Consider the following 26,183-nt stretch of genomic DNA (forward strand, 5'->3'; position numbering starts at 1 on the left):
GCTCCTTCAGTTTTCGCAGGGAATCGGAGCATATTGCGTTGCACAAAGAATGCCAAACACTTTAATAGGGGTCAGATTCCATTTAAATCTTGAGTTTTTCGATAGGAATAAAATCAGGGACACATCAAAAACAGGAGCAAAAAGGCCAATCCGCCCGAAGGATGGACCGGCTTTTCCTGCTCAGGATCGGGGAGTCGAAGGCGGACGCCCAGCCTTGGCTTTGACCACCCGGCGGTCGGTGGACTTCTGCAGGCCGTCGAGAAAATCCTCGTCGCCAGCCGCCCAGCCCCGCAGCGTGGCTTCGGTCAAGGCCTTCTGATCGGCCGCGCGCACCCCGGCGCGCACCAGTTCGACATACGCAGCCTCTCGGGCGAACGGGGTGTTGCCGAGTTCCCAGTACAGCGGATGCGGCGTCAGCAGCTTGTCGTGCCGAAGGCCGGCGTAGTGGCCATGGCTGGACCACGGGAAGTCGCGCGCCTCGGCCACCATGCCCGCCCGCACGGGGTTGAGGTCGATGTAGGCCATGCAGGTCAGCAGGTAGCGGTCGGTCTGGATCAGCGTCGACCTGTAGCGCCCTTCCCACAAAGTGCCGCTGCGGCCATGGCGGTCGTTGAAGTAGCGCACATAGGCTCGCCCCACCGACTGCATGAACTGCGGCAGCCCGGTGACGCTGGCGGGGGTGGCCAGCAGGTGGAAGTGGTTGTCCATCAGCACGTAGGCGTGCACCGAGATCTCGAAGCGCGCGGCGTTCTCGGTCAGCAGCGCGAGCAGCTTCTCGTGGTCGGCGCGCTCCATGAAGATCGGCTGGCGGTTGTTGCCGCGCTGGATCACGTGGTGCGGCATGCCTGCCAGCGTGAGACGGGGAAGACGGGCCATGGGAGCGATCGGCCTGTGCGACGGACGGCGCGCCCGCGCTCAGGCGAGACGGAAGCGCGTGTCGCCCAGCCTGTCGAGCCCGAACTGAGCGAGCAGCTCGCGCAGCCGCGCGGCCGCGCTCGCCTTTTTCTGGCCGGTGTAGCGCGCGAGGATCAGCTCGTTCTTCATGCTGTGCTCCCAGCCGACCAGCTCCGTGACCGTGACGCTGTAGCCGCTGGCTTCGAGGTACAGGCAGCGCAGCACGTTGGTGAGCTGGCTGCCGATCTCGCGCGTGTGCAGCGGATGGCGCCAGAGCTCGGCCAGCGGCGTGCGCGACAGCGCCAGCGCCTTGGTCTCGCGCAGGCAGGCAGCCACCTCGGCCTGGCAGCAGGGCACGAGCACCATGCAGCGCGCCTTCTTGGCCAGGCCGAAGGCGATGGCGTCGTCGGTCGCGGTGTCGCAGGCATGCAGCGCGGTGACCATGTCGATCTGCGCCGGCAGCTCACCCGATTGCGCCGACTCGGCCACCGTGAGGTTCAGGAACGACATGCGCTCGAAGCCCAGGCGCTTCGCAAGCTCGCGCGAGCGCTCGACCAACTCGCCGCGCGTCTCGATGCCGTAGACATGGCCGCCACCCGGCCGGGCGCGGAAGAACAGGTCGTAGATGATGAAGCCCAGGTACGACTTGCCCGCGCCATGGTCGGCCAGCGTGGCGCCCGCGCCCTCTTCCGGCAGCTCGCGCAGCAGCTGCTCGATGAACTGGAACAGGTGGTAGACCTGCTTGAGCTTGCGCCGCGAGTCCTGGTTGAGCCGGCCCTCGCGGGTCAGGATGTGCAGTTCCTTGAGCAGCTCGACCGACTGGCCGGGGCGCAGCACTTCGGCCAGCTCGGCGTCGGCCTTCGCGGCCTTGTTCGTCTTCGGTGCGGTCTTCGTGTTCATGGCTTGGCGCTCCCCGGCCCGACGTCGAGTTCGCTCCAGCCCTGCGATCCCAGCGCTTCGAGCGTGTCGATGTTGCGCTCGAAGATCGCCTCCGCCTCCGGAAAGGCCTCGACGGCGCGGCTCACGCTGTCCTCGCGCAGCAGATGCAGCGTGGGGTACGGCGCGCGGTTGGTTGCGTTGCCGATGTCGTCGGCTTCGGTGCCGGCGAACTGGAACTGCGGATGGAAGCTCGCCAGCTGCAACACGCCGTCGAATCCCGCGCGGGCGAGCCGGCGTTCGGCGCGCGCCGTGAAGTCGTTGAAATCCAGGAAATCGGGCAAGGCGTTCGGTGCAATCAGAAGGGTTGTGTCGCGCACGGAGGCATCGAGCGCCACGAGGTCTCGGGCCTGCGCCAGCAGTGCGTCCATCAGGTCGGCCTCCTCGGCGGGCTCGTACACCGCGTAGTGGATCTGTCCTTTCACATGCACGGCCTTGGCGAAGGGGCACAGGTTGAGGCCGATCACCGCGCGCTCGAGCCAGCGCCGCGTGTCGGCTTCGGCCTGAAGGGAAGGGATTGTCGCCGGTAGCGTCATGCCATCTCCGCAGCGGGGCGAATACGCCCCAGGCGCCGCGCGACCGCCATGCCGACCAGCGAGCAGGCCAGCGTGGCCGTCCAGGTCCACTGCCAGCCGCCGACGCGATGCGCCAGCCACGCCACCGCGAGCGGCGCCAGGAACTGCCCCAGCGAAGAGGCCTGCTGCATCAATCCGATGGTGGTCGACACGGTGGATGGCCCCGGCGCCAGCCGCACGCCCAGCATGAACAGCGTGGCAGGTACCATGCCGCCGCCCAGCGAGAAGGCGCACACGGCGATATAGCGCACGGTCGGCGGCAGGCCCGCCGCCTCGGCGCCCTGCCCCATCTGCGCGAAGGCGGCCACGCCGCTCAGCGCCATCGTCAGGAAGCCCAGCTGCAGCAGGCGCTCGGGCGCCACGCCGCGCTGCAGCCAGCGCCCGCCCGCGACGTTGCCGACGATGTTCGCCGCCGCCGCCAGCGCGGTGAGCACCGCACTCCAAGCGGCCGGCACGCCTGCACCCGCGTAGATGGCAGGCAGGAAGCCGATCACCGCGATCCATTGCGACGAGTACACGGCGAAGGTCAGCGCGACCAGCCAGGGCGCTCGCGCGCCGGCAGTGGCGCGCAGCCGCGACGCCCATCCGCCGGAAGCCGGCCCCGCCGTGGACGGACGGAGCCGGTCGGCGGGCACGGCAATCCAGAGCCAGAGCGCCGCGCCGGCCGATACGGTCGACAGCGCCCACCACCAGTCCACCCAGCCGCCCCAGCCGATCAGGGCCGGACCGAGAAGAAGCGCGAGGGCCACGCCCAGCGGCATGTAGGCGCCCCACAGGCCCAGCGCGGCCTTGTCGGCCCCCGGCGGCGTCAGGGCGCGTATCAGCCCCGGCCCCGGCATCACCGCCAGCAGGAAGCCGATGCCCTCCACGGCGCGCAGAACCAGAAGCCAGTGCACGGCATGTGCCCCGCCGCCGCCGAGCCCTGTACCGGCCGCGCCACCGAGCAAGCTGGCGACAGTCAGCACGATCAGCCCCGTCAGCATGCTGCGGCGCAGCCCGATGGTGTCGGCCGCCAGGCCCACCACCAGACCCAGCGTCATGCTGGCGACCTGCACCAGCGAGAGCAGGAACCCCGCCTCGACCAGATCGATGCCCAGCGATGCCTGCAGCGCCGGCACGGCGGGCGGCAGCTTGCCCAGGTGGAGGGATCCGCTGACGCCGCCCAGCAGCACGGCCAGCGCCGCGGCGGGAATGCGGGGTCGCCCGGCCCACCCACCCATTGGCGTACCTTCGTTCTTCGCACTACCGTGCGAGCCTGTCTGGGAGCGGCCCGGCGCGGCGCTCATGCGATGCCCCGGCGGCCGGTCAGCCGTTCGTGCTCGCGCACGGCGAACCGGTCGGTCATGCCGGCGATGTAGTCGGCGACGGCGCGATGCCTGTCCGGCCGCTCGGCATAGGAGGCCGGCATCTCGGAGCCTCGCTCCAGATAGGCCGCGAACAGTTCACGCACCACCTCCCGCGCCTGGTCGGTGGTCTGCGTGACCTGCGGGTGCCGGTAGAGGTTGCGGAAGAGAAAGCGCTTCAAATCTTCCGACTGGGCCTGCATGGTGCTGCTGAACGCCACGACGGGCTGAGCCTTGCGCACGGCATCGGCGTCGGCCGGGGCGAGCGCCTCGAGCGACGCCCGGGTCGCATCGATCACGTCGTAGACCTGTGCGCTCAGCATGCGGCGGATGGCTTCGTAGAGCACGCGGCGCCCCTGCAGATGCGGGTGCTCGGCGAGCGCCTCTTGGCGATGCCGCTCGAACAGCACCACCTCCGACAGCTGCTCGACCGTGATGAGCCCCGAGCGCACGCCGTCGTCGATGTCGTGGGCGTTGTAGGCGATCGCGTCGGCCAGGTTGCAAAGCTGGGCCTCCAGCCCCGGCTGGGTACGGTCGAGGAAACGCCGGGCGACGCCGCCGGGCTCGGCAGCCTCCAGCCGCTCGGCGTTCGCGCGCGAGCAATGCTTGAGGATGCCCTCGCGCGTCTCGAAGCTGAGGTTCAGGCCGTCGTACTGCGGATAGCGATGCTCCAGCGCATCGACCACGCGCAGGCTCTGCAGGTTGTGCTCGAAGCCGCCGTGCCCGGCCATGCAGTCGTCGAGCGCATCCTGCCCGGCGTGGCCGAAGGGCGTGTGCCCCAGGTCGTGCGCGAGGGCGATGGCCTCGACAAGGTCCTCGTTGATGCGCAGCGCCCGCGCGATCGACCGGCCCAGCTGGGCGACTTCGAGCGAATGCGTGAGACGGGTACGGAAGAGGTCGCCCTCGTGGTTCAGGAACACCTGCGTCTTGTAGACCAGCCGGCGGAAAGCGGTGGAATGCACGATCCGGTCTCGGTCGCGCTGGAAGGCATCGCGCGTGGGCGCTGGCGGCTCCGCATGCCGACGGCCGCGCGAGCGCGCGGGCAGGCAGGCGTAGGCCGCGAGGCTCATTGCTGCGCGCAGCTCTGGGCGAGCACTTCGCGCACCAGCGCATCGGGCGCGCTGCGGACCACCGCGGAGCCGGGCCGGTCGATCACCACGAAGCGGATCTCGCCGGCCTCCGACTTCTTGTCGACGCGCATCAGCTCCAGGTAGCGGTCCGCGCCCAGCGCCGGGCCGACGATCGGCAGGCCGGCCCGCTCGATCAGCCGCGTGAGCCGCTCGACAAACGCGGCATCGACACCGCCGAGCCGCTGGGACAGCCGCGCTGCCATGACCATGCCGCAGCCCACGGCCTCGCCGTGCAGCCACTCGCCATAGCCCAGGCCCGATTCGATCGCGTGGCCGAAGGTGTGGCCGAAATTGAGGATCGCGCGCAGGCCGGTCTCGCGCTCGTCCTGCCCCACCACCAGCGCCTTGATCTCGCAGCTGCGCCTGACGGCGTGGGCCAGCGCTGCCGGCTCCCGCGCGACGAGGGCGTCGATGTTCGCCTCGATCCAGTCGAAGAAGGCCATGTCGTGGATCGGGCCGTACTTGATGACTTCGGCCAGCCCGGCGCTGAGCTCGCGCGGCGGCAGCGTCTGCAGCGTCGCGAGATCGCAGAGCACGAGCTGCGGCTGGTAGAACGCGCCGATCATGTTCTTGCCCAGCGGGTGGTTGATGGCCGTCTTGCCGCCGACGGAGGAATCCACCTGCGCCAGCAGCGTGGTCGGCACCTGTACGAATGGCACGCCGCGCATGTAGCTGGCAGCCGCGAAGCCGGTCATGTCGCCGACCACCCCGCCACCCAGCGCGAACAGGACGGTCTTGCGGTCGCTGCCCCGGCCGAGGAGTTCGTCGAAGATCAGGTTCAGCGTCTGCAGGTTCTTGTAGGCCTCGCCGTCGGGCAGTTCGAGCAGGTGAACTGCCCTGAAACGCCCCGCCAGGGCGGATTGCAGCGCCCTGGCATAGAGCGGCGCCACCGTGGTGTTGCTGACGATCAGGGCCGTGGCCGAGGCGGGCACGACATCGAAGCTCCGCGGGTCGTCCAGCAGGCCGGCGCCGATCAGGATCGGATAGCTGCGGTCGCCGAGCTGGATGTCGACACGTTCTGGCGGAGCGGAAAGTACGGGCAGGGACATGGGCAGCGAGTTTAGGCGCTGCGGCAGGGGCAGGCTCAGGCGGAGGGCTCTTCGGGGTGCGCACCCGGCTCGACGACACCCGCCAGCTCCAGCTGCATCACGATGATGTTCACCAGCATCGCGATCGTCGGGCGGCCCGTGTCGACCACGTCGTGAGCGGTTTCCCGATAGAAGGGGTCGCGCGCATCGTGCAGCTCCCGAAGCCGGCCCAGCGGATCGGCCACCTGCAGCAAGGGGCGCTTGACGTCGTGGCGCAGGCGCCGGAACAGGTCTTCGGGGGAGGAGCGCAGGTAGATCACATGGAAGTGATCGCGCAGTTGCTGGCGGTTGGCCTCCCGCAGCACCGCCCCGCCGCCCGTGGCCAGCACGCCCTGGGCGTTGGAGGCCAGGTCGGCGATCACGGCCTGCTCGAGGTCGCGGAAGGCAGCCTCGCCCTCGCGCTCGAAAAAGTCACGGATCGAGCAGCCGATGCGCTGCTCGATCACATGATCGGTATCGATGAAAGGAAGGTCCAGCCGCATCCCCAGGCGCCGGCCCACTGCGGACTTTCCGGCGCCGGGCAAGCCGACGAGTGCGACCGCCACGCGGTGGCTGCTACGCCGCGCGCGTCAGCGCGCGGCGTTGCGGTCGGTAATCATCTTCGGGGTGATAAAGACGAGCATTTCAGTCTTGTTGGCAACGCGTTCGCGCTTGCGGAACAGTGCACCCACATAGGGCACTTCACCCAGCACCGGCACGCGCGATTCGTCATTGGTTTCGGTGAGCTCGAAGATACCACCGATGACAACCGTGCCGCCGTTCTCCACCAGCACCTCGGTCTGCACGTGCTTGGTGTTGATCGCCGGACCCGCCGAGGTATTCACGCCGCGGGCGTCCTTGCTGACGTCCAGCGTCAGGATGATGTTGCCCTCCGGCGTGATCTGGGGCGTGACTTCGAGCTTCAGCACCGCCTTGCGGAACGAGATGGAGGTCGCGCCGCTGGAAGTGGCCTGCTGATACGGGATTTCCTCGCCCTGCTCGATCAGCGCCTTGGTCTGGTCGGCGGTGATGACACGGGGGCTGGAGACCAGCTTGCCCTTGCCGTCGGCTTCGAGCGCCGAGATTTCGAGGTTCAGCATGCGCGAGAAGCTCGAATTGAAAAGCGAGATCGCGAAGGTGCCTGCCGCGTTGCCGGTGCCGCCGGCATCGCCTGCGGGGAGGTTGATGAAGTTGGAGTTGGTCCAGGTGGTGTTGGCAGTGCTCGGACCACCGTTGGTGCCAGGGGTCACGACAGGCATCACGCCAAGGTTGGCGAACGCACGATTGCCACCGGAGGATGCGAAACGCTCGCCGGCGATGCCGCCGCCCAACCGCACGCCCAGCGACTTGCCGAAGGTATCGGACGCCTCGACGATGCGTGCCTCGATCAGCACCTGGCGAACGGGGATATCGAGCTTCTGGATCAGTTCCGCCACCTGCGCCAGTCGCGAGGGAACGTCAGACACGAACAGCTGGTTGGTACGCGATTCCGCGATCACGCTGCCGCGCGGACTCAGGATCCGGGTCGTCGTGCCACCCCCGCCGCCGCCGCCACCCGACGCACCGGTACCGGTCAGGCCTTGCGCAATGGCGATCGCCTTGGTGTAGTTGAGCTGGAACGACTGGGTCCGCAGCGGCTCCAGGTTCTCGATCGCGGCCTTGGCCTCGAACTCGAGCTTTTCCTTGGCGTTGATCTCATCCTTGGGCGCGATCCACAGCACGCTGCCGTTCTTGCGCATGCCCAGGTTCTTCGCCTGCATGATGATGTCCAGGGCCTGGTCCCACGGCACGTCCTTCAGACGCAGCGTGAGGGCACCCGTCACCGAATCCGAGGTCACGATGTTGAAGTTCGTGAAGTCGGCGATCACCTGCAGCAGCGAGCGGATCTCGATGTTCTGGAAATTGAGCGACAGCTTCTCGCCGTTGTAGCCCACGCCCTGGGTCAGCTTGGTCGGGTCGACCTTGCGGGCGCGCACCTCGACCACGAACTGGTTTTCGCTCTGGTAGGCGCTGTGCTCCCAGTCGCCCTTGGCGTCGATCGTCATGCGGACGCGGTCGCCGGCCTGCTGCGAGGTGATCATCTGCACCGGCGTGCCGAAATCGGCCACGTCGAGGCGGCGGCGCAGCCCCTCGGGCAGGGACGACTTGGTGAACTCGACCACGAGGCTCTTGCCCTGCTGCTTGACGTCCACGCCCACCTGGTTGTTCGGAAGGTCGACGATGACGCGGCCGGTGCTGTCGGCGCCCAGGCGGAAGTCGACGTCGCGCAGAGGCAGCGTGTCGCGATTGCGGTTTTCGGCGAAAGCCGTGGAAACCGGGGCTGCGAGGGCCGATCCGGCGACGGGCTCGAGCACCACCAGCAGCGACTTGCCCTGGATCTCGGCCTTGTACGCGGTCGCCTGCTTCAGGTTCAGCACCACGCGGCTGCGCTCACCGGCCTGCACCACGTTCACCGAGCGCAGGTTGCCCTGGTTCACCTCGATGGCGGAGCGGCCGATGGCGTTCGTGACACCGGGAAAGTCCAGCGCGATGCGCGCGGGGGTCTGGACGGCGAATCCGGCGGGAACCGCGGTGAGCGGCTGCGCGAGATCGATGCGGATGACTTCCGAGCCCGACTGGGTCGAGCTGGTGACGGCTTCGATGGCGTTTTGCGCATGTGCCACGGCCAATGCGCCGAAGGCCAGCAGACCCAGGCCGGCAGCGCGCAGCCACTGTGCCATTTTTGATTTCTTTTGGTTCATTTCGCACTCTCTTGCAGCTGCAGCGTCGCGACGCGTTCGATCCATTCACCGGCGGCGTCTTGCACGATTTCACGCAAGGCGATTTCGGTTTCGTTGATGCGGGTGATACGCCCGTAGTTGAGTCCCAGGTATTCGCCGACGCGCACCTTGTAGAGCAGCTTGTCCACGCGCAGCAGCGCCACCGGCTGGCCGTTGCGGTTCATGCTGCCGACCATCGCCATCGAGTCGAGCGGGAAAGCCTCGAGCGGCTCCTTGCGCCGAGCCAGCTCGGGCGCGATCAGCTCCGAGGTGCTCGGCTGGTTCGATTCGCGGCGCAGCGCCTGCGTCAGCTTCAGGATGTTGAAAGGTTCGAACGCCGAGGCCTCGGTATAGGCCTGCGGAGTGAACTTCTTGGGTTCGGAAATGGGCGGAATCGAAGGCTTCACCTGGGCACGCTGCTCGGCCATCCAGCGCTGGAGGTCTTCCTGGCCCGAGTCGCAGGCGCTCAATGCCGACGCGGCCAGCGTCAGCCACAGTACTTTGGCGACGATCTTCATTTCTTCGCCTTCGGTGCGGAGGCGCGCTTCTGGGCGGCCCGCTCTTCATCGTCGAGATAGCGATAGGTGCGCGCGGTGGCGTCCATCGTCAGCACGTCCTTGTCCTTCTGCGGGGTGACCGAGATGTTGTTGAGCGTCACGATGCGCGAGAGGCCCGCCACGTCGGCCGCGAAGGCGCCCATGTCGTGATAGCGGCCGGTCACGCGAACGGCGATCGGCAGTTCGGCGTAATAGTCCTTGACCGACACCTGGCCGGGGCGGAACAGCTCGAACTGGAGGCTGCGGCCCAGGCCCGCCTGGTTGATGTCCGACAGCAGGGCATCCATTTCGGCCTTGCTGGGCAACTGCTTCTCGAGCAGGGTCACGTACTGCTGGACCTGCTCGCGCTGCTTCTTGAGCAGATCGAGGTTGGCGGCCTGGGCCACCTTCTTCTGGTAGTCGGCCTTGAGCGTGACTTCCTTGGCGCGCTCGCTTTCGAGCTCGTCGTTCGAATTGGTCAGCCAGACGAACCACAGAGCGACCAGCACCAGCGCCGTGACTGCGAGGCACAGCGCATAGCGCGGCACCGGGGGCCACGCCGAGGGATCGTTCGGATTGAGTCCGCGGAACTGGTCGCCGAAGCGCTGGAGCGCTGCGGCGACGTCGATTTTCTGGGAGGGGCGCTTGCTTGCCATGATCGGTTACCCCTTGGACTGCGCCGTTGCGGCCAATGCCTTGTCGGCAGCGGCTTTCTGCGCGTCGGTGGGGCGCTTCAGGCCAATGCGCATCGTGAAGTTCGCCACGCGGCGCTGGTCGCGCGGATTCAGGCTCACATTGGCCGAGGTGATCTCGACCAGCTCGGGCTTCACCAGCCACGGGCTGTTGTTGCCGAGATTGCGCAGCAACTCCGACACGCGCTCGTTCGACTGGGCCATGCCCTGCAGCGTGACCGTCTGGTTGTCCTGCTTCATGTTGGTCAGATAGACGCCATCGGGCAGCTGCCGCACGAGCTCGTTGAGCAGGTGCACGGGCAGGTTGCGGTCGCCCTGCAGGTCTTCGACGGCCTGCTGGCGCGCGCGCAGCGCGGCGATTTCTTCCTGCAGCGTGGAGATTTCCTTGATCTCGACCTCGAGCTTCTTGATCTCGGCCTGCAGGAAGCTGTTCTTCGATTGCTGCGCCGATATCTGCGCCTCGAACCAGAGGTAGCCCAGCCCGGCGATCAACACGCCCAGGATCGCCGCGGCACCCAGGGTGCCATAGAACGCCTCGCGCCTGCGCTTGCGCGCAGCTTCGCGATGCGGGAGCAGATTGATGAGGATCACTGCAGGAACCTCCGCATGGCCAGCCCGCACGAGGTCAGATAGGACGGAGCCTCGCGGCGGACCTTCTTCTCCCGGACGTTCGAGCTGATTTCCATCCCTTCGAAGGGATTGAGCAGCGAGCAGGCGAACGAGGTCTGGCGCGTGACGGCATTAGTCAGCCCCGGCAGCGAAGCCGATCCGCCGGCCAGCAGGACGTAGTCGACGCGGTTGTGCGGCGTGCTGGTGAAGAAGAACTGGAGCGCACGCGCGATCTCCTGCGCGATGCTCTCGACGAAGGGCCTGAGCACGCCCGAGCCGTAGTCGTCGGGCAGATCGCCGCTGCGCTTCTTGGCCTCGGCTTCCTCGGCGGAGAAGCCGTACTGGCGCACGATCAGCTGGGTGAGCTGGGCACCGCCGAACGCCTGGTCGCGGTCGTACAGCACTTCCTGGTTGCGCAGCACCTGCATGCTGGTGGTGAAGGCGCCCACTTCGAAGAGCGCAACGATCGAATCGACGCCCTTGCCGGGCAACTGCTCGATCAGGCGGGCGGTGGCCAGGCGCGAGGCATACGACTCGACATCGAGGATCATCGCCTTCAGGCCCGCGGCTTCGGCCAGGCCTTCGCGGTCCTGGACCTTTTCCTTGCGCGACGCGGCGATCAGAACTTCCACGTCGCCTGCGGAGGTGGCGCTCGGGCCGGTCACGCAGAAGTCGAGGCTGACTTCGTCGAGCGAGAACGGGATGTATTGGTTGGCTTCGGACTCGACCTGGATCTCGAGCTCCTGCTCGCTCATGCCGCCGGGAAGAATGATCTTCTTGGTGATCACGGCCGATGGCGGCAATGCGAGCGCCACGTTGCGGGTGCGGGTGCCGCTCTTGCGGATGACGCGGCGGACGGCTTCGGCCACCTCGTCGAACTTCTCGACGTTGCCGTCGGTGATCCAGCCACGTTCCAGGGGTTCGATGGCGCAGCGCTCCAGGACCAGCTTGCCGCTGGCCTCACGGCCGAGCTCGACCAGCTTGACGCTGGACGAACTCACGTCCAGCCCCAGCAGGGGAGCGTTCTGACGACGAAACAATGATCCAAGAGCAGCCAAGGCAGGTTCCTCTTCCCCTGTATTTGTAACGAATAGAAAAAATTGAATTCGGTTGCATGCTAGCAGCAGGCGTAGCAGCAACCAAGCGACGCTGCAGGGCAAATTCCTCAAGCGTTGTCAAAAGCTGACGGCAAAACCGCATTTTGTAACTTTTGAATTAGGGCAATGCAAGCCCCGCAAAGATCGGATCGTGAGGAAGGGGCGGCTTTTTATAATGTCGGGTGACTCTGTGCGGCCCCTCATGCAAGAAACTTCCAGCCCCAAAGGGCCAGCCAAGAATTCCCCCTCCCCCCGCCCGACCTGGCTGAAATGGCTGCTGCGCCTTTTCCTCTGGGGTTTCGGCATTGCGCTGGCCGGTGTGCTCGCGGTGCTGTGCGTGGTGGCCGTGGCCCTTGCGGTCGCGTATCCCAACCTGCCTGACATCAGCGAGCTCTCCGACTACCGGCCGAAGCTGCCGCTGCGCGTTTTCTCTGCCGAAGGCATCCTGATCGGCGAGTTCGGCGAGGAGCGCCGCAACCTCACGCCCATCTCGGCCATCCCGAAGGTCGTGAAGGACGCCGTGCTCGCAGCCGAGGACGCGCGCTTCTACGACCACGGCGGCGTCGACTACAAGGGCATGATCCGGGCGGGCCTGGCCAACATGAACCGCGTGAAGAGCCAGGGCGCATCGACCATCACGATGCAGGTGGCGCGCAACGTCTACCTGAGTTCCGAGAAGACGCTCACGCGCAAGATCTACGAGGTGCTGCTCACCTTCAAGCTGGAGCACCTGCTCACCAAGGACCAGATCTTCGAGATCTACCTGAACCAGATCTACCTCGGCAACCGCGCCTACGGTTTCGCTGCCGCCTCCGAAGCCTATTTCGGCAAGCCCCTGCAGGAACTCACGATCGCCCAGGCCGCCATGCTGGCCGGCCTGCCCAAGGCGCCAGGCGCGAACAACCCGGTCAACAACCCGCAGCGCGCGCGCGGCCGCCAGTTCTACGTGATCGACCGCATGCAGGAAGCCGGCTTCATCACCGCCGAGCAGGCGGCCGAAGCCAAGAAGGAAGAGCTGCACCTGCGCGACGCTGCCGACCCGAACCGCCTGCACGCCGAGTACGTGGCCGAGACCGTGCGCCAGCTGATGTACGCGCAGTACGGCGACAGCACCTACACGCGCGGCCTCAAGGTGTACACGTCGCTCGTCGCAGCCGACCAGGCCGCCGCCTACAAGGCGCTGCGCAAGGGCATCATGGATTACGAGCGCCGCCAGATCTATCGCGGCCCCGAGAAGTTCGTCGACCTTCCGAACGACCCGAAGGACCTCGACGAAGCGGTCGACGACGCGCTCAGCGACCACCCCGACAACGGCGACGTGATGGCGGCGGTGGTGCTCAAGGCCACGCCGAAGCAGATCGACGCGGTGCGCGGCAACGGCGACCCGGTGCAGATCACCGGCGAGGGCCTCAAGCCCGCCCAGTCGGGCCTCTCCGACAAGGCGCCGCCGAACATCAAGATCCGCCGCGGCGCAGTCATCCGCGTGGTGAAGACGCCCAAGAACACCTGGGAGATCACGCAGTTGCCCGAGGTCGAGGGCGCCTTCGTCGCCATGGACCCGCGCGACGGCGCCATCAAGGCGCTGGTCGGCGGCTTCGATTTCGGCAAGAACAAGTTCAACCACGTGACGCAGGCCTGGCGCCAGCCGGGCTCGAGCTTCAAGCCCTTCATCTATTCCGCGGCGCTCGAAAAGGGCTTCACCCCGGCCACGGTCATCAACGACGGCCCGCTCTTCTTCGACGCCGGCACCACCGGCGGCCAGCCCTGGGAGCCGAAGAACTACGGCGGCGGCTACGACGGCCCGATGACGATGCGCACCGCACTGATGAAGTCGAAGAACCTGGTATCGATCCGCATCCTGCAGTCCATCGGCACGCGCTACGCGCAGGAGTGGATCACCAACTTCGGCTTCGACAAGGAAAAGCACCCTGCCTACCTGCCGATGGCACTGGGCGCGGGCTCGGTCACGCCGATGCAGATGGCGGTGGGCTATTCGGTGTTCGCCAACGGCGGCTATCGCGTGAATCCGTACCTGGTCACGCGCATCACGGACCACAAGGACAAGGTGCTGGTCGACAAGCAGCCGCCGCTGCTGAACGATTCGCTGCGCGTCATCCCGCAGCGCAACGCCTTCATCATGGACACGCTGCTCAATTCGGTGGCCCGCGGCGGCACCGCGGCCAAGGCGCAGGCCATGCTCAAGCGCCCCGACCTCTACGGCAAGACCGGCACCACCAACGACTCGCTCGACGCCTGGTTCGCCGGCTTCCAGCCCACCATGACGGCCATCTCGTGGATCGGCTACGACACGCCGCGCAACCTGGGCGATCGGGAGACCGGCGGCGGCCTGAGCCTGCCGATCTGGATCACCTACATGGAGACGGCCATCAAGGGCGTGCCGGTGACCGAGCTGTCCGCCAACCCGCCCCCGGGCATCGTGAGCGTCGGCGGCGAGTGGTACTACGACGACTACGCGCCGGGACGCGGCGTTGCGAGCCTGGGCGTGGAGTCCGCACCGGCAGCGCCGGTCGAGGCCCCTGCGGGCGGTCCGATCGGCGCCCCCGCACAGCCCGAGGAACGCAACCGCATCCTCGACCTGTTCCGCAACTGAGCGCCGCCGCCGGCGGAAGGTTCAGCCAGCCGCGAAGTCCAGCGGCTGGCCGGCCTGAAGCGTCGCCTCGCGCGACAGGTTGCCGAAGAATTCCTCGCCCGTCTTGGTGTCCACCCAGGCCTTGCCGTCATGGCGGTAGTGATAGCCGCCCGAACGCGCGGCTAGCCAGATCTCCTGCAAGGGCTTCTGCAGGTTCACGATCAGCTGGCTCCCGTTGCGAAAGGTCATCGTGATCATCCCGCCCACCCTCTGGTTGTCGATGTCTGCGTCGGTCGCTTCGTTGATGCGGTCGCAGCCCAGCTCGATGGCTGCAAGAGCTGCCTCGGCGCGATCCATGTACTCGGTGTCGGTCATTACAATTTCGCCATGTTGAACGTTCGCCAAATTCTAGTGAGCACCCGCGCCCGCGCCGCGCTCATGGTCTGCCTCGCCGTAGGCACCGCCGGGCTCGTCGCCGCCTGCGGACAGCGCGGTGCGCTGTATCTGCCGACCGATCCGGCAGCCGCCGGGCGAGCCACCTTGCCGGAGATATTGACGCCGGACAGCCTGCGCTCCTCATCGTCATCATCGTCGTCTTCCAGCCAGGCAGCGCCCGCGCCTGCGGCCGCCGCCAGCGCACCGGCCGCTCCGACCACGAACGGCAGCAGCACCGGTACGGAGCAACGCAAGTGAACGCCGGCACGACCACCTCCCTGCCCGGCCAGCCGCACATCGCCGAGCGCGACGGCACGCTGCACGTCGAAGGCGTGGCGCTCGACGCGCTGGCCCGCGAACACGGCACCCCCCTCTTCGTCTACTCCAGGCAATGGATGCTGGATGCCCTGGCGGCCTACCAGCGCGGCTTCGAGGGCCGCGACGCCCTCATCTGCTATGCGATGAAGGCCAACTCCTCGCTCGGCGTGCTGCGCGTGTTCGCCGAAGCAGGCTGCGGCTTCGACATCGTCTCCGGCGGCGAGCTGTCGCGCGTGCTGGCCGTGGGTGCCGATCCGAAGAAGATCATCTTCTCGGGCGTCGGCAAGACCCGCGCCGAGATGCGCCAAGCCCTTGCGGCCGGCATCGCCTGCTTCAACGTCGAGAGCGAAGCCGAGCTCGACGTGCTCAACGAAGTGGCTGTTGCCGAAGGCAAGCGCGCGCCGATCAGCATCCGGATCAATCCGAACGTCGATCCGAAGACGCACCCCTACATTTCCACCGGCCTCAAGGGCAACAAATTCGGCATCGCGCACGACCGCGCCGTCGAGGCCTACAAGCACGCCGCGCGGCTGCCGGGGCTGGAGGTGGTGGGCATCGACTGCCACATCGGCTCGCAGATCACCGAGGCCTCGCCCTATCTCGACGCGTGCGACCGCGTGCTCGACCTGGTGGAAGCCATCGAGGCGGCCGGCGTGCCGATTCATCACCTGGACTTCGGCGGCGGCCTGGGCATCGACTACAACGGCGAGGTGCCGCCCAAGGCAGATGCGCTTTGGCAGCAGCTGCTGGCCAAGCTCGATGCGCGCGGCTTCGGCGGGCGCAAGCTGGTGATCGAACCCGGCCGCTCGCTGGTCGGCAACGCCGGCGTGTGCGTCACCGAAGTGCTCTACACCAAGCCGGGCGAGGACAAGAACTTCTGCATCGTCGATGCAGCGATGAACGACCTGCCGCGCCCCGCGATGTACCAGGCCTTCCAGCGCATCGTGCCGGTGCGCACGCGCGCGGGCAACGCAACGACCTACGACGTGGTCGGCCCGGTCTGCGAGAGCGGCGACTGGCTCGGCCGCGACCGCGCGCTCAACGTGCTGTCGGGCGACCTGCTGGCCGTGCTGTCGGCGGGCGCGTACTGCATGAGCATGTCCAGCAACTACAACACGCGCGGCCGTGCCGCCGAGGTGCTGGTGAGCGGCGCGAGCGCAAGGCTGATCCGCCGCCGCGAGACGATGGAAGACCAGCTGCGCAGCGAGATCGACGGCTGATCGCCCTTTCCCGGCGTCAGCCGGTGCGCACCGCGCCCGCAGACGCCGGCTTCGCCTTCCCGCGCTTGTTCGCGAAGTAGTTCCATACGCGCCACGCGAGCAGCACCGCGATGATCGCGGCGTAGACGAACACTTCCGCGAAGTTGTTCTTGCCCGCGCGCATCCAGAAGAAGTGCAGCAGGCCGAGCCCTGCGATCAGGTAGACCAGCTTGTGCAGCATCTGCCAGCGCTTCGCACCCATCGCCTTGATCGCGCGGTTGAACGACGTGGCCGCCAGCGGCGTCAGCAGCACGAAGGCCGAGAAGCCCACCAGGATGAACGGCCGCTTGGCGATGTCCTTCGCGATGTCGGCCCACTCGAAGCCCATGTCGAACCAGGCGTAGCACAGCAGGTGCAGGACCACGTAGAAGTACGCGAACAGGCCCAGCATGCGACGGTAGCGCGCGAGCGCGTTCCACTTGCTCATCACGCGCAGCGGCGTCACCGCCAGCACGATGCAGATGAAGCGCAGTGTCCAGTCGCCGGTGGCGCGGATCAGGAACTCCGCAGGGTTGGCGCCCAGCCCGTCCGTGAACGCGCCATAGGCCAGCCGCGCGAAAGGCAGCAGGCACAGCAGGAAGACGATCGGCTTGGTCGCCGGATGCATGAGCAGCTTGTTCACAAGACACTCCATGAAAGAAGAGACGTCGCACCGTCGAGAACACCGCGGACCCGGCTCTGCCGGCCCGCAGGTGTTGCCCCCGGCAGAGGGAAGGCGCGCGCGACACCAAGTGCGCGCAGCCCGGGGGCGAGCCCCATTTCAGTAGTTCTTCTTGAGGTCCATGCCCGCATAGAGCTGGCCGACCTGCGCTTCGTAGCCGTTGAACATCTCCGTCTTGCGCCGCTTGGCGAACAGCCCGCCGCCGTCGCCGATGCGGCGTTCGGTGGCCTGGCTCCAGCGCGGATGGTCGACGTTCGGGTTCACGTTCGAATAGAAGCCGTATTCGTTGGCCGCGGCCTTGTTCCAGGCGGTGCTGGGCTCCTTCTCGACGAAGCGAATCTTCACGATCGACTTGGCCGACTTGAAGCCGTACTTCCACGGCACCACCAGCCGCACCGGCGCGCCGTTCTGGTTGGGCAGCACCTCGCCGTACATGCCGAAGGCCAGCAGGGTGAGTGGATGCATCGCCTCGTCCATGCGCAGGCCCTCGGTGTAGGGCCAGTCGAGCACGCGCGAGCCCACGAAGGGCATGGTCTTGGGGTCGGCCAGGGTCACGAACTCGACGAACTTGGCGTTGCCCTGCGGCTCGACCTTCTTGATGAGCTCGGCGAGCGAGTAACCCACCCACGGGATGACCATCGACCAGCCCTCGACGCAGCGCAGCCGATAGATGCGCTCCTCCTGGGCGCTGAGCTTGAGCAGGTCCTCGATGCCGTACTTGCCCGGTTTCTTGACCAGCCCTTCCACCTCCACGGTCCAGGGCCGCGTCTTCAGCGTGCCGGCGTTCTTGGCCGGATCGGCCTTGTCGGTGCCGAACTCGTAGAAGTTGTTGTAGGTGGAGGCGTCCTTGTAGTCGGTGACCTTCTCCATCGAGATGGCACCGGGCACCGTCGATTTCGCGCCCGGCAGCGGTGCGAGCTTGTTGGGGCGCTCGACCTGCGCCAGGGCTTCGCGCGAGGCAAATGCCGCCAGCGCGGCTCCCGCTGCACCGCCGGCCATCAGCTTGAGCATGTCGCGGCGGCCTTCGTAGACCTCCCGGGGCGTGATTTCGCTGGACAGCGGATGGATGAAACCGTTGTCGCCGCTGTTGTTGACGGTGCGACGGAAGGGACGGGAATGGAACGACATGACGGGCCTTTCGCGGAATCGTTGTTCTCAGGGTAGTTCGTGGCCAACCCCGATTCGGTTACGCGCCGCCGCGGCGCGTGGTTTCAATAATTCTTCGCGAAAGGCCGCAGGCCTGCACTCACAGGGTGCCGTAGCTGTGCAACCCGCTCAGGAACATGTTCACGCCCAGGAAGGCGAAAGTCGTGACCGCGAGCCCGCCCAGCGCCCACCAGGCCGCCACGGTGCCGCGCAGGCCCTTGACGAGCCGCATGTGCAGCCAGGCCGCGTAGTTGAGCCAGACGATCAGCGCCCAGGTCTCCTTCGGGTCCCAGCTCCAGTAGCCGCCCCAGGCGTCGGCCGCCCACAGGGCGCCCAGCACGGTGGCGATGGTGAAGAAAGCGAAGCCGACGGTGATCGACTTGTACATGACGTCGTCGAGCACGTCGTTGGCCGGCAGGCGCGCGGCGATGCGCTTGCGCCCCAGCAGGATGCCCGCGGCGATCAGCGCGGAAATGCCTGCATAGATCACCCAGTAGCTGCCGCCGGCCTCCTGCACGCGCTGGCGGAACGCCACCGGCACGAAGCACAGCGCCACGCCCAGCAGCCAGATCGGCGTGAGCTTGTACCAGCGCTTCTCGTCGGCCTGCTCCTTGATGAGGTAGGCGAAAGCGACCATGGCCGCGAGCGCGAAGGTGCCGTAGCCGATGAAGTTGGCCGGCACGTGCAGCTTCATCCACCAGCTCTGCAGCGCCGGCACCAGCGGCTGGATCTCGTGCGCCTCGCGCACGATCGTGTACCAGAGCAGAAAGCCCACAGCGGCGCTGACCACCAGCATCACGAAGGCGCCGAGCGCACGCGTGCCGTAACGCTCCTCGAAGTAAAGGTAGAAGGCCGCCGTCAGCCAGCAGAACAGCACGAACACCTCGTACAGGTTGCTCACCGGGATGTGGCCGATGTCCGGGCCGAGCTGATGGCTCTCGTACCAGCGCACCATGGTGCCGATCAGCGCCATCGTCACCGCCGCCCACGCCAGGCGCGAGCCGATCGCGTCGAAGGTGTCCGACTGCCTGCCGCCGAAGAAGCCGAGCCAGTAGAACAGCGTGCTCATGAAGAACAGCACGCTCATCCAGAGGATGGCCGACTGGCTCGAGAGGAAGTACTTGAGCCAGAACACCGTGTCGGCGCGCGCCAGGTCGCCCTGATAAGACGCGATGGCCAGCAGCGAAGCCGCAGCCACCACGATCGCGAGAACCCGCAGCGGCCGCCAGAACCAGCCGATGGCGATGGTCGCGATCACCGCCGCGGCGAGGATCGGCTTCTCGTAGTAATCCATCGAGCCCGCGTAGCGCGTGAAGGCGAAGAGCCCGCCGGCCACCACCAGCGCCGCGAACACCCAGTCGAACAGGTTGCGGCGCGAGAGCCAGCTTTCATTGAGCGTGAGGGTCGTGGTGTTCATGTCGTCTCGTGGTCTTATGCGTTCAGGGCGAGCAGCTTGCGTTTGAGATGCTCGAATTCGCGGTCGCTGTCGATGGTCTTGCGATTCACCGAGAAAGCCATCGTGGCTGCCGTCGTCGCGGATGCTTCGCCTCCGGCAGCCGTGCCGCCGGGCGCCAGCCACACCCACAGGCGGCGCTCGCGCACGTACAGCATGGCAAAAATGCCGACGATCAGCAACAGGCACCCCAGGTAGACGATGTTCTTACCGGGGGCGCGCGCCACCTGGAACACACTGGCCTGCACCTGGGTGAAGTCGGTCATCATCATCGCGACCGGCGCCGGGTAGAAGTGCGCGTCGCTGATGGCAAGCACGGCCTGCGTCAGGTAGGCCTGCGATTTCTCGTCGTTGGGCAGCGCGGCGAGTCCGGCACCCTCGCGGCTCAGGTTGAGCACCTCGAACAGCACGTCGTTGAGGATGCGCACCAGCACCCCGCCGGCGCGCTCGCGCTCGGCCTCGGGCACGTTGGCCTCCATGAACTCGGCAATGGCCTGCCAGCCGCCCGCGGTGGTGGCGTCGGCCTTGGCGCGCTCGCTGCCGGCGAACAGGGCCAGTGCGCGCGTGGCGGACACGCGCAGCTGCTCCGCCATCTCGGGGCGCTTGGGATCGGTGGCCTTGGCGATGTAGCGCTCGACGGCGCGCTCGCGCGTGGCCGGATCGGCGAGCGCCGCGCGCATGCGCACGAAGCCGTCCATGGAGCCCTGCTCGTCGGCCGGCACGCGCAGGTAGCGGAAGGGCTCGTCGGGCTTCTCGCGCATGCCCAGCAGGAACACCGGCTGGCCGTCGCCTGTGTCGACCGGCACCATGTAGTTCTGGTACTCGCGGGCCTGGCCCGAAGCGTCGCGCAGCTTGTAGCCGATGCTCGGGCCGATGTTGCGCAGCACCTTCGGCTTGTTGGTCTTGTTGGCAGCGCCCAGGCGCGACTCGATGTCGTGGCGCAGGTCGACCTTGCGTACGTCGGCGCCGCTGCCCATGGCGTTGGCGTCGGCGAAGTTCTCGACGTTGATCACGCGCAACGCGGCGTACTCGAGCGTGAGCTTGTCCTTGCCGTTGGTGATCTCGGTGCTGGGCCCGCCGATGACGCCTTCCACCTCGAAGGGCTTGGCCGCGGCAGCCATCGGCACCGCCTTGAGCTTCACTTTCGAGCCGCCGTCGTCGAAGCTCGACTGGTAGATCTCCACGCCCTTGTAGCTGGCCGGATGGTTGACCTCGATGCGCGCGGGCACCTGCTCGCCGGTCTCGCGATCGTGCAGCACCACTTCGCTCGCGAATAGCTTGGGCATGCCGGTCGAGTAGTAGTCGACGATGAACTTCTTCAGCTCGATGGAAAACGGCAGCTCCTGCAGCAGCACGCCGTCGGACTGGTTCAGGATGGCGACGCTGCCCTGCCCGCCCTCGGGCACGAGGATGTTGCCGCGGAAGGTCGGATTGCTGGCCGACAGGCGGTGCTGGGGCGGCACGTCGGCGATCATGCCGCCGCCGGTGAACACGCTCTTGCCGTTGAACCAGGTCTGCGCGCGCACCACCAGGTCGCCGTCGAACAGGCCGCCGATGCACACCAGCACGATGGCGCTGTGGGCCGCGATGTAGCCCAGCTTGTGGGCGCCGCCCGCGCGCGCCGCGACCATCCAGCCTCCGGCGCTCTTGCCGTCGGCGCCGGCCTCGCGCCGCTGCAGCTTGACCTTCCAGCCCCCGCTCACCAGCAGCTGGCCGATGCGGTTGGCCGCGGCCTCGGGCGTCTCGCCCAGGCTGTTCTCCGCGCGATGGCCGAAGGCCTTCAGGCTCTGCACGCGGATGTCTTCCTTGAGCGTCTTCAGGTCGACCATGATGCGCGGCGTGTTGCGCACGATGCACAGCGTGGTGCTGATCACCAGGAACAGCAGGATCAGCAGGAACCACCAGGCGCTGTAGATCGAGTCGAGCCGCGCGGCGCGGAAGAGCTCGGCCCAGAACGGGCCGAACTGGTTGATGTAGTTGTTGATCGGCTCGTGCTGCTTGAGCACCGTGCCGATGATCGACGCGATGCAGATGATGGTGAGCAGCGCGATCGCGAAGCGCATCGACGACAGCAGCTCCACCGCGGCGCGAAGCATCTGCGGTCCGCGATGAACGCGAAGGCCATGGGTGGAGACGGACGACATCGGGCGAAGCTGGAAGAAGAAGGAAGAGAGGGCTGAAAACAAAAGGGCGGGCCATCCTGCTGGATCGGCCCGCCCTTTGTTTGGGGTTGTTATCGGCGGCTGGTCACGCTCCAGGGAGCGCCATCATCAACGCAAACCGGCAATGTAGTCGGCAACAGCCTTGATTTCCCTGTCGTTGAGCTTGGCTGCGACGCCGGTCATGGGCAGGCTGTTCAGGCGGACGTTGTCGCGGAAGGCGGTGAGCTGCGCCACGGTGTAGTCGGCGTTCTGGCCGCCAAGGCGCGGATACTGGGCCGGAATGCCGGCGCCGTTGGGGCTGTGGCAGCCGGCGCAGGCCGGGATCTGGCGATCGCCGATGCCGCCGCGGTAGATCTTCTCGCCCAGCGCGATGGTGTCCTTGTCCTTCGAGAAGCCCGGCTTGACCTTCTTCGAGCCGACGAACCAGGCGATGTTGCGCATGTCTTCGTCGGACAGCGCCGAGGCCAGCGGCTTCATGATCGCGCTCTTGCGGGCGCCGGACTTGAAGTCCTGCAGCTGCTTGAGGATGTATTCGGGATGCTGCTGCGCCAGCTTGGGGTTGGCCGCGATGGCGGAGTTGCCGTCGGCGTTGTGGCACGAGGCGCAGCTCTGGCTGTTTGCCGGCGTTGCGTTGAAGAGCGCATCCCCCTTGGCGGGGTCCGGCTTGGCCGGCTTGGCGGCTGCCGGGGCGGCAGGAGCGGCCGCGTGTTCATCGGCCGCAAAACTCACGCTGGATGCGATGCCCACGAGGGCCGCAAGCACAATATTGGCAAACAACTTCATATCGGGGGCTTCGAATTTATGGCGCAAAACCTCACGATTCTACAATGTGGGCCCTGTTTCGAAAGTCCGTAGATGCCCTCCCCGCGCGCCAAGCCCGCTGCCTATCCTCCCCGCGCGGCAGCTGCCGCAGACCCCCGGGTCGCCGAACGCGAGCGCATGGCGCTGGGCTGGCTCCACACCGCCCACTTCCTCACCAGCGCCCCCCAGCTCGAACATCTGCCCCCGCTCGGCCTACCCGAGATCGCCTTCGTCGGACGCTCCAACGCGGGCAAGTCGACCGCCATCAACACCCTGACGCAGCAGACCCGCCTGGCCTTCGCCTCCAAGACGCCGGGCCGCACGCAGCACATCAACCTGTTCGGCATCGGCAAGCAGAAGGTCGATGACGCGGTGCTCGCCGACCTGCCCGGCTACGGCTACGCCGCCGTGCCGCGCGAGGCCAAGCTGCGCTGGCAGCGCGTGATGGGCAACTACCTCATGACGCGCGAGAACCTGCGCGGCGTGGTGCTCATGTGCGATCCGCGCCACGGCCTGACCGAGCTCGACGAGATCCTGCTCGACGTGATCCGCCCGCGCGTGGAGCAGGGCCTGAAGTTCCTCGTGCTGCTCACCAAGGCCGACAAGCTCACCCGCAGCGAGGGCGCCAAGGTGCTGTCCATTACGCGACTGCAGGCCGGCGGCGGCGAGGTGAAACTGTTCTCGGCCCTCAAGAAGCAAGGCGTGGGCGAGGCGGCGGAACTGCTGTGGCGCTGGGTCCATCCAGAGGACGCCGAGGCGCCGGCGGCCGCACCCAAGCCGCCGCCGCCAGCGGAAGGCGCCTGACGATCCGGCAGGCTGCACCGTCTGTCCCATCTGCGCAGGTCACTATCAAAACAATAGCGACGACAGTCAACCCGAAGGAGACAAGAAGCATGATCGAGACATTCCAACGCAGCCTGCCCAACGGCACCACACTGAGCTGCCGCGCCGCCGGCCAGCCGGGCCGGCCGCTGATGGTGTTCCTCCACGGGTTCCCGGAGGCCGCCTTCATCTGGGACGAGCTGCTCGAATACTTCTCCGACCCCGCCCATGGCGGCTACCGCTGCGTGGCGCCCAACCTTCGCGGCTTCGAGAAGTCGAGCTCGCCCACCGACGTGGCTGCCTACAAGCCGCATCTTCTGATCCAGGACATCCAGCAGCTCGCCGCCACCGAGAGCGCCGACGGCACCATGGCCGCGCTGGTCGCCCACGACTGGGGCGGCGCCTTCGGCTGGGGCTACGCCAACGCCTTCCCGCAGCAGGTCGGCAAGCTGGTCATCATCAATTCGCCGCACCCGGGCACCTTCACCCGCGAGCTGCGCAACAACCCCGCGCAGCAGCAGGCGAGCGCGTACATGAACTTCCTTGCGCGCCCCGACGCCGAGGCGCTGCTCGCGGCCGACGACTTCAAGCGCATGTGGCCCTTCTTCCTGCTGATGAAGGCCGGCCCCGACGGCCACGGCTGGCTCACCGAGGAAGTGAAGCAGCAGTACCGCGAGGTCTGGAGCGCGGGCCTCACGGGCGCCTGCAACCTCTACCGCGTGACGCCGATGAAGCCGCCCCTGCCCGGCCAGACCGTCGACGGCATTCCCGTGCTGCCGCGCGAGCGACTCGTGGTGGAAGTGCCGACCTTCGTGTTCTGGGCACTCGATGACGCCGCGCTGCTGCCCGGCCTGCTCGAAGGGCTCGACGAATACGTACCCAGGCTCGAGGTCAGGAAGGTGCCGAATGCGACCCACTGGATCGTGCACGAGCAGCCGCAGCTGGTCGCGCGCGAGATCGAGGGCTTCCTGAATCGGGCTTGACCGAAGGCAAAGGCCGCCGAAAGAACCAGGTCCGCCTTTTCGGACCTTCTGGACCTTCTTTCTAGGCCTTTGCGAAACCTTGGCGAACCCTGCATCCGGCTGCCCGGCTCCTGCGGCCCTCAATAGATCGGCGGCTCGCCCTCGGGCCGCGTCTTGAAGCGGCGGTGCACCCAGTAGTACTGCGCGGGCATCGTGTCGATGTAGCCCTGCAGCCGCTCGTTCATGAGCGCCGTGTCGGCCTCGACGTCGTCCGTCGGAAAGTTCCGCCAGGTCGGCAGGATCTCGATCTCGTAGCCGTCGCGCGTGAGCTTCGACACCACCGGCACCACCTTGGCCTTGCCCAGCCGCGCGAAGCGCGACAGCGACGGCACCGTGGCCGCCTGCACGCCGTAGAACGGCACGAAGATGGTCTGGTCGCGGCCGAAGTCCATGTCGGGCAGCAGGTACAGCAGGCCGCCCTTGCGCAGGCCCTGCAGCACCGGCTTGATGCCGTCCACCCGGTTGAGCGCCGCCACGTCGCCGAAGCGCGTGCGGCCCTCGCGGATCCAGGCGTCGATCATCGGGTCGCGCTGGGTCGTGTAGATGGTGGCCGAGGGACGCGCCGTGTGCATCGTGAGCGCGGTGGCGGCCGCGTCGAGGCCGTAGAAGTGCGGCGCGAAGAGGATCATTGGCTCCTCACCGTGGGCGATCTCGCTGATCTCCGAGGCTGCGCCGACGATCCTGAGCCGGCTCGCCACCGTCTTCTCGGGCGCATGCCAGAGCCAGCCGCGGTCCAGCCACGACTGCGCCACGTAGACGAAGGTTTCCTTCGCGATCGCACGGCGCTCGGCTTGCGACTTCTCGGGGAAGCAGACCGCCAGGTTGGTGTCGACCACGCGCCGCCGCGGCACCGCGACGACGTGCAGGATGCGGCCGAGGAACGCGCCGAAGCCGCGCACCAGCGGCAGCGGCAGCGGCGCGATCGCGCGCATGAAGCCGATGCCGAGTCGGGAACCGAGGCTCATGCGGTCTCCCCGGCAGCGGCGACCACGCGCTCGGCGCGCGGCTCCTTGTAGCGGGCGTAGTCCCAGACGTACTGCCCCGGCAGGCTGCGGATCAGCCGGCCGATCGCGTCGTTCATGGCGGCGGCCGCCTCCTCGATGGGAGCGGTCGGGTCGGTCAGCGCCGTGCCGACGATGGGATCGAAGCGGATCACGTAGCCGGCCGCATTCGGCAGGCGTTCGCACACGCTGAGGAAGCAGGCTGCGCCGGTCTGTTGCGCGAGGCGGGGAAGCAGGGTCATGGTGTAGGCCGGACGGCCCAGGAAGGGGGCCCACACGCCCTGGCCGAGCGGCGGGACCTGGTCGGGCAGGATGCCGGTGTAGCCGCCGCTGCGCAGCGTGCGGATCAGGCCGCGCACGCCAGTGTTGTTGGTGGGCAGGGTCTGCAGGCCGGGCCTGTCGCGCGAACCGGCTGCGATCAGCTCGGCCATCCACTTCTTGCGCGCAGGGCGAAAGAGCGCGGTGATCGGCCCGTAGGTCGACAGAAAACGCTCGCCGATGGCCTGGCCGCACATCTCCCAGCTGCCGAGATGCGGCGCGACCAGGATCACGCCCTTCTTCGCCTGCATGGCCGCCTCGAAGGCTTCCACGCCCTCCCAGCGCACCACGCGATGCAGCACGGTTTCCCCTTGAGGCCGCAGCCAGAGCCAGGGCAGCTCGGACGCCATCTTGCCGGCTGCGGCGATGGCGGGACGGTATTGCTCGGGGCCGAAGCCCGCGCTCTCGGCGTTGGCCCTGAAGCGGCGGCGGTAGCCGGGCGCGCTCCACCAGACCAGCCAGCCCAGCAATGCGCCGAGCCGATGCATCAGCGGCATCGGCACGCGGGCAAGCAGGCGGAACAGGGTGATCATCGAATACGGGAGGGAGTCAAAACA

25 protein-coding genes are annotated in these 26,183 nt (G+C 67.2%); 5 read left to right on the forward strand and 20 right to left on the reverse strand.

The window, feature by feature from the left end; genetic code table 11:
- Positions 1 to 180 precede the first annotated feature (180 nt).
- The 12 genes from G369_RS0112915 to G369_RS0112970 all read right to left on the reverse strand — a co-directional run bounded on the left by G369_RS0112915 (position 181) and on the right by G369_RS0112970 (position 11,599).
- Complete coding sequence (locus G369_RS0112915; protein ID WP_019654423.1) at positions 181 to 876, reverse strand: transposase; 696 nt, start codon at positions 874 to 876, stop codon at positions 181 to 183.
- A 39-nt stretch (positions 877 to 915) separates the two neighbouring features.
- Positions 916 to 1,794 (reverse strand): class I SAM-dependent methyltransferase, encoded by an 879-nt coding sequence (locus G369_RS0112920; protein ID WP_019654424.1) that lies wholly within the window; start codon positions 1,792 to 1,794, stop codon positions 916 to 918.
- Entirely contained in the window at positions 1,791 to 2,366 is a 576-nt protein-coding gene (locus G369_RS0112925) for a DUF1415 domain-containing protein (protein WP_019654425.1), read from the reverse strand. Before G369_RS0112925 ends, G369_RS0112920 begins: the two co-directional genes overlap by 4 nt.
- A complete protein-coding gene (locus G369_RS0112930) occupies positions 2,363 to 3,625 on the reverse strand; it encodes an MFS transporter (RefSeq protein ID WP_019654426.1) in 1,263 nt (420 codons plus the stop codon). The genes G369_RS0112925 and G369_RS0112930 overlap by 4 nt, the downstream gene beginning before the upstream one ends.
- Positions 3,626 to 3,687: 62 nt before the next feature.
- Entirely contained in the window at positions 3,688 to 4,818 is a 1,131-nt protein-coding gene (locus tag G369_RS0112935; RefSeq protein ID WP_019654427.1) for a deoxyguanosinetriphosphate triphosphohydrolase, read from the reverse strand.
- Positions 4,815 to 5,927 carry a 3-dehydroquinate synthase gene (gene aroB, locus G369_RS0112940; protein WP_019654428.1) on the reverse strand — a complete coding sequence of 371 codons (1,113 nt, stop codon included), beginning with the start codon at positions 5,925 to 5,927 and terminating at the stop codon, positions 4,815 to 4,817. Before aroB ends, G369_RS0112935 begins: the two co-directional genes overlap by 4 nt.
- A 35-nt stretch (positions 5,928 to 5,962) precedes the next feature.
- Positions 5,963 to 6,511 carry a shikimate kinase gene (locus G369_RS0112945; RefSeq protein WP_019654429.1) on the reverse strand — a complete coding sequence of 183 codons (549 nt, stop codon included), beginning with the start codon at positions 6,509 to 6,511 and terminating at the stop codon, positions 5,963 to 5,965.
- A 24-nt stretch (positions 6,512 to 6,535) separates the two neighbouring features.
- Positions 6,536 to 8,686 (reverse strand): type IV pilus secretin PilQ, encoded by a 2,151-nt coding sequence (locus tag G369_RS0112950; protein WP_019654430.1) that lies wholly within the window; start codon positions 8,684 to 8,686, stop codon positions 6,536 to 6,538.
- Positions 8,683 to 9,222: a pilus assembly protein PilP gene (locus tag G369_RS0112955; RefSeq protein ID WP_019654431.1), complete on the reverse strand. Its 540-nt coding sequence runs from the start codon at positions 9,220 to 9,222 to the stop codon at positions 8,683 to 8,685. Before G369_RS0112955 ends, G369_RS0112950 begins: the two co-directional genes overlap by 4 nt.
- The gene (locus tag G369_RS0112960) at positions 9,219 to 9,896 is read right to left on the reverse strand and encodes a type IV pilus inner membrane component PilO (RefSeq protein WP_019654432.1); all 678 of its coding nucleotides are present in this window, start codon (positions 9,894 to 9,896) and stop codon (positions 9,219 to 9,221) included. Before G369_RS0112960 ends, G369_RS0112955 begins: the two co-directional genes overlap by 4 nt.
- A 6-nt stretch (positions 9,897 to 9,902) precedes the next feature.
- Positions 9,903 to 10,523, reverse strand: a complete 621-nt coding sequence (locus G369_RS0112965) for a PilN domain-containing protein (protein ID WP_019654433.1) — start codon at positions 10,521 to 10,523, stop codon at positions 9,903 to 9,905.
- A complete protein-coding gene (locus G369_RS0112970; RefSeq protein ID WP_019654434.1) occupies positions 10,520 to 11,599 on the reverse strand; it encodes a pilus assembly protein PilM in 1,080 nt (359 codons plus the stop codon). The genes G369_RS0112965 and G369_RS0112970 overlap by 4 nt, the downstream gene beginning before the upstream one ends.
- 241 nt (positions 11,600 to 11,840) lie before the next feature.
- On the opposite strand from G369_RS0112970, the gene G369_RS0112975 reads away from it, so the two are divergent.
- Positions 11,841 to 14,249: a penicillin-binding protein 1A gene (locus G369_RS0112975; RefSeq protein ID WP_019654435.1), complete on the forward strand. Its 2,409-nt coding sequence runs from the start codon at positions 11,841 to 11,843 to the stop codon at positions 14,247 to 14,249.
- Between the two features lie 21 nt (positions 14,250 to 14,270).
- Here the strand turns inward: G369_RS0112975 and cyaY are convergent, their stop codons facing one another.
- Complete coding sequence (cyaY, locus tag G369_RS0112980) at positions 14,271 to 14,603, reverse strand: iron donor protein CyaY (RefSeq protein WP_019654436.1); 333 nt, start codon at positions 14,601 to 14,603, stop codon at positions 14,271 to 14,273.
- Between the two features lie 12 nt (positions 14,604 to 14,615).
- On the opposite strand from cyaY, the gene lptM reads away from it, so the two are divergent.
- Together lptM and lysA are read left to right on the forward strand one after the other, a co-directional pair.
- Positions 14,616 to 14,921, forward strand: a complete 306-nt coding sequence (lptM, locus tag G369_RS39080; protein WP_019654437.1) for an LPS translocon maturation chaperone LptM — start codon at positions 14,616 to 14,618, stop codon at positions 14,919 to 14,921.
- Positions 14,918 to 16,201, forward strand: coding sequence for a diaminopimelate decarboxylase (lysA, locus tag G369_RS0112990; protein WP_019654438.1), 1,284 nt, complete (start codon positions 14,918 to 14,920; stop codon positions 16,199 to 16,201). Before lptM ends, lysA begins: the two co-directional genes overlap by 4 nt.
- 16 nt (positions 16,202 to 16,217) lie before the next feature.
- Here lysA and msrQ read toward each other — a convergent pair whose 3' ends face one another.
- The 5 genes from msrQ to G369_RS0113015 form a co-directional block, all read right to left on the reverse strand.
- Positions 16,218 to 16,862: a protein-methionine-sulfoxide reductase heme-binding subunit MsrQ gene (gene msrQ / locus G369_RS0112995; protein ID WP_019654439.1), complete on the reverse strand. Its 645-nt coding sequence runs from the start codon at positions 16,860 to 16,862 to the stop codon at positions 16,218 to 16,220.
- A gap of 138 nt (positions 16,863 to 17,000) precedes the next feature.
- On the reverse strand, positions 17,001 to 18,029 hold the full coding sequence (gene msrP / locus G369_RS0113000; RefSeq protein ID WP_019654440.1) for a protein-methionine-sulfoxide reductase catalytic subunit MsrP: 1,029 nt from the start codon (positions 18,027 to 18,029) through the stop codon (positions 17,001 to 17,003).
- Between the two features lie 118 nt (positions 18,030 to 18,147).
- On the reverse strand, positions 18,148 to 19,464 hold the full coding sequence (ccsB, locus tag G369_RS0113005; RefSeq protein WP_019654441.1) for a c-type cytochrome biogenesis protein CcsB: 1,317 nt from the start codon (positions 19,462 to 19,464) through the stop codon (positions 18,148 to 18,150).
- A gap of 14 nt (positions 19,465 to 19,478) precedes the next feature.
- Entirely contained in the window at positions 19,479 to 21,644 is a 2,166-nt protein-coding gene (locus G369_RS0113010; protein WP_019654442.1) for a cytochrome c biogenesis protein ResB, read from the reverse strand.
- Between the two features lie 126 nt (positions 21,645 to 21,770).
- Positions 21,771 to 22,445, reverse strand: a complete 675-nt coding sequence (locus tag G369_RS0113015) for a c-type cytochrome (RefSeq protein WP_019654443.1) — start codon at positions 22,443 to 22,445, stop codon at positions 21,771 to 21,773.
- A 72-nt stretch (positions 22,446 to 22,517) separates the two neighbouring features.
- Here G369_RS0113015 and yihA point away from each other — a divergent pair, with 72 nt between their 5' ends.
- Together yihA and G369_RS0113025 are read left to right on the forward strand one after the other, a co-directional pair.
- Positions 22,518 to 23,267 carry a ribosome biogenesis GTP-binding protein YihA/YsxC gene (gene yihA, locus G369_RS0113020; protein ID WP_019654444.1) on the forward strand — a complete coding sequence of 250 codons (750 nt, stop codon included), beginning with the start codon at positions 22,518 to 22,520 and terminating at the stop codon, positions 23,265 to 23,267.
- Between the two features lie 89 nt (positions 23,268 to 23,356).
- On the forward strand, positions 23,357 to 24,268 hold the full coding sequence (locus G369_RS0113025; protein WP_019654445.1) for an alpha/beta fold hydrolase: 912 nt from the start codon (positions 23,357 to 23,359) through the stop codon (positions 24,266 to 24,268).
- A 119-nt stretch (positions 24,269 to 24,387) separates the two neighbouring features.
- Here the strand turns inward: G369_RS0113025 and G369_RS0113030 are convergent, their stop codons facing one another.
- The gene (locus G369_RS0113030) at positions 24,388 to 25,272 is read right to left on the reverse strand and encodes an LpxL/LpxP family acyltransferase (protein WP_019654446.1); all 885 of its coding nucleotides are present in this window, start codon (positions 25,270 to 25,272) and stop codon (positions 24,388 to 24,390) included.
- Positions 25,269 to 26,159 (reverse strand): lysophospholipid acyltransferase family protein, encoded by an 891-nt coding sequence (locus G369_RS0113035; RefSeq protein ID WP_019654447.1) that lies wholly within the window; start codon positions 26,157 to 26,159, stop codon positions 25,269 to 25,271. Before G369_RS0113035 ends, G369_RS0113030 begins: the two co-directional genes overlap by 4 nt.
- Positions 26,160 to 26,183: the final 24 nt, after the last annotated feature.

Source organism: Variovorax atrisoli 110B (assembly GCF_000382045.1).
Taxonomy (GTDB): domain Bacteria; phylum Pseudomonadota; class Gammaproteobacteria; order Burkholderiales; family Burkholderiaceae_C; genus Variovorax; species Variovorax atrisoli.

What these genes read in the sequence shown, in the direction of transcription:
- G369_RS0112915 (WP_019654423.1), bottom strand. Translation starts at nt 876, where the DNA reads ATGGCCCGTCTTCCCCGTCTCACGCTGGCAGGCATGCCGCACCACGTG.
- G369_RS0112920 (WP_019654424.1), bottom strand. Translation starts at nt 1,794, where the DNA reads ATGAACACGAAGACCGCACCGAAGACGAACAAGGCCGCGAAGGCCGAC.
- G369_RS0112925 (WP_019654425.1), bottom strand. Translation starts at nt 2,366, where the DNA reads ATGACGCTACCGGCGACAATCCCTTCCCTTCAGGCCGAAGCCGACACG.
- G369_RS0112930 (WP_019654426.1), bottom strand. Translation starts at nt 3,625, where the DNA reads ATGGGTGGGTGGGCCGGGCGACCCCGCATTCCCGCCGCGGCGCTGGCC.
- G369_RS0112935 (WP_019654427.1), bottom strand. Translation starts at nt 4,818, where the DNA reads ATGAGCCTCGCGGCCTACGCCTGCCTGCCCGCGCGCTCGCGCGGCCGT.
- aroB (WP_019654428.1), bottom strand. Translation starts at nt 5,927, where the DNA reads ATGTCCCTGCCCGTACTTTCCGCTCCGCCAGAACGTGTCGACATCCAG.
- G369_RS0112950 (WP_019654430.1), bottom strand. Translation starts at nt 8,686, where the DNA reads ATGAACCAAAAGAAATCAAAAATGGCACAGTGGCTGCGCGCTGCCGGC.
- G369_RS0112955 (WP_019654431.1), bottom strand. Translation starts at nt 9,222, where the DNA reads ATGAAGATCGTCGCCAAAGTACTGTGGCTGACGCTGGCCGCGTCGGCA.
- G369_RS0112960 (WP_019654432.1), bottom strand. Translation starts at nt 9,896, where the DNA reads ATGGCAAGCAAGCGCCCCTCCCAGAAAATCGACGTCGCCGCAGCGCTC.
- G369_RS0112975 (WP_019654435.1), top strand. Translation starts at nt 11,841, where the DNA reads ATGCAAGAAACTTCCAGCCCCAAAGGGCCAGCCAAGAATTCCCCCTCC.
- cyaY (WP_019654436.1), bottom strand. Translation starts at nt 14,603, where the DNA reads ATGACCGACACCGAGTACATGGATCGCGCCGAGGCAGCTCTTGCAGCC.
- lptM (WP_019654437.1), top strand. Translation starts at nt 14,616, where the DNA reads ATGTTGAACGTTCGCCAAATTCTAGTGAGCACCCGCGCCCGCGCCGCG.
- msrP (WP_019654440.1), bottom strand. Translation starts at nt 18,029, where the DNA reads ATGTCGTTCCATTCCCGTCCCTTCCGTCGCACCGTCAACAACAGCGGC.
- ccsB (WP_019654441.1), bottom strand. Translation starts at nt 19,464, where the DNA reads ATGAACACCACGACCCTCACGCTCAATGAAAGCTGGCTCTCGCGCCGC.
- G369_RS0113010 (WP_019654442.1), bottom strand. Translation starts at nt 21,644, where the DNA reads ATGTCGTCCGTCTCCACCCATGGCCTTCGCGTTCATCGCGGACCGCAG.
- G369_RS0113015 (WP_019654443.1), bottom strand. Translation starts at nt 22,445, where the DNA reads ATGAAGTTGTTTGCCAATATTGTGCTTGCGGCCCTCGTGGGCATCGCA.
- yihA (WP_019654444.1), top strand. Translation starts at nt 22,518, where the DNA reads ATGCCCTCCCCGCGCGCCAAGCCCGCTGCCTATCCTCCCCGCGCGGCA.
- G369_RS0113025 (WP_019654445.1), top strand. Translation starts at nt 23,357, where the DNA reads ATGATCGAGACATTCCAACGCAGCCTGCCCAACGGCACCACACTGAGC.
- G369_RS0113030 (WP_019654446.1), bottom strand. Translation starts at nt 25,272, where the DNA reads ATGAGCCTCGGTTCCCGACTCGGCATCGGCTTCATGCGCGCGATCGCG.
- G369_RS0113035 (WP_019654447.1), bottom strand. Translation starts at nt 26,159, where the DNA reads ATGATCACCCTGTTCCGCCTGCTTGCCCGCGTGCCGATGCCGCTGATG.